General features: G+C 41.8%; 1 pseudogene. It reads left to right on the forward strand.

The features are described 5' to 3' along the window. Positions 1 to 304, forward strand: a pseudogene (locus HC175_RS22700) (PspC domain-containing protein); the annotation flags it as partial.

Genomic DNA, 304 nt, shown 5'->3' on the forward strand with positions numbered 1-304 from the left:
TATTGAAGCGCCCTGGACAGATTTTATTGAGATCACAGGTCCGGGAGCCGATAGCATCTGGATCATTTCTGCACTCGCTTTCTTTGCAATAGGAATTCCTTTTTTCTTCCTGTTCATCCTGGGATTAAAAATCCTGGTAAAGAACCTTAAATCCATAGGAAAAACTGCAAAAATGGTGTTACTGGCGTTGTGGATCATCTCTATCCTCGGACTTGTTTTCTTCGGAATACAGGAGGCTACAGAAAGAGCTTTTGACGGCGAAGTAAGAATTTCTGAAACTCTTCCTGTCACTTCAAATGATACG

It is taken from the genome of Salinimicrobium oceani, from assembly GCF_012037645.1.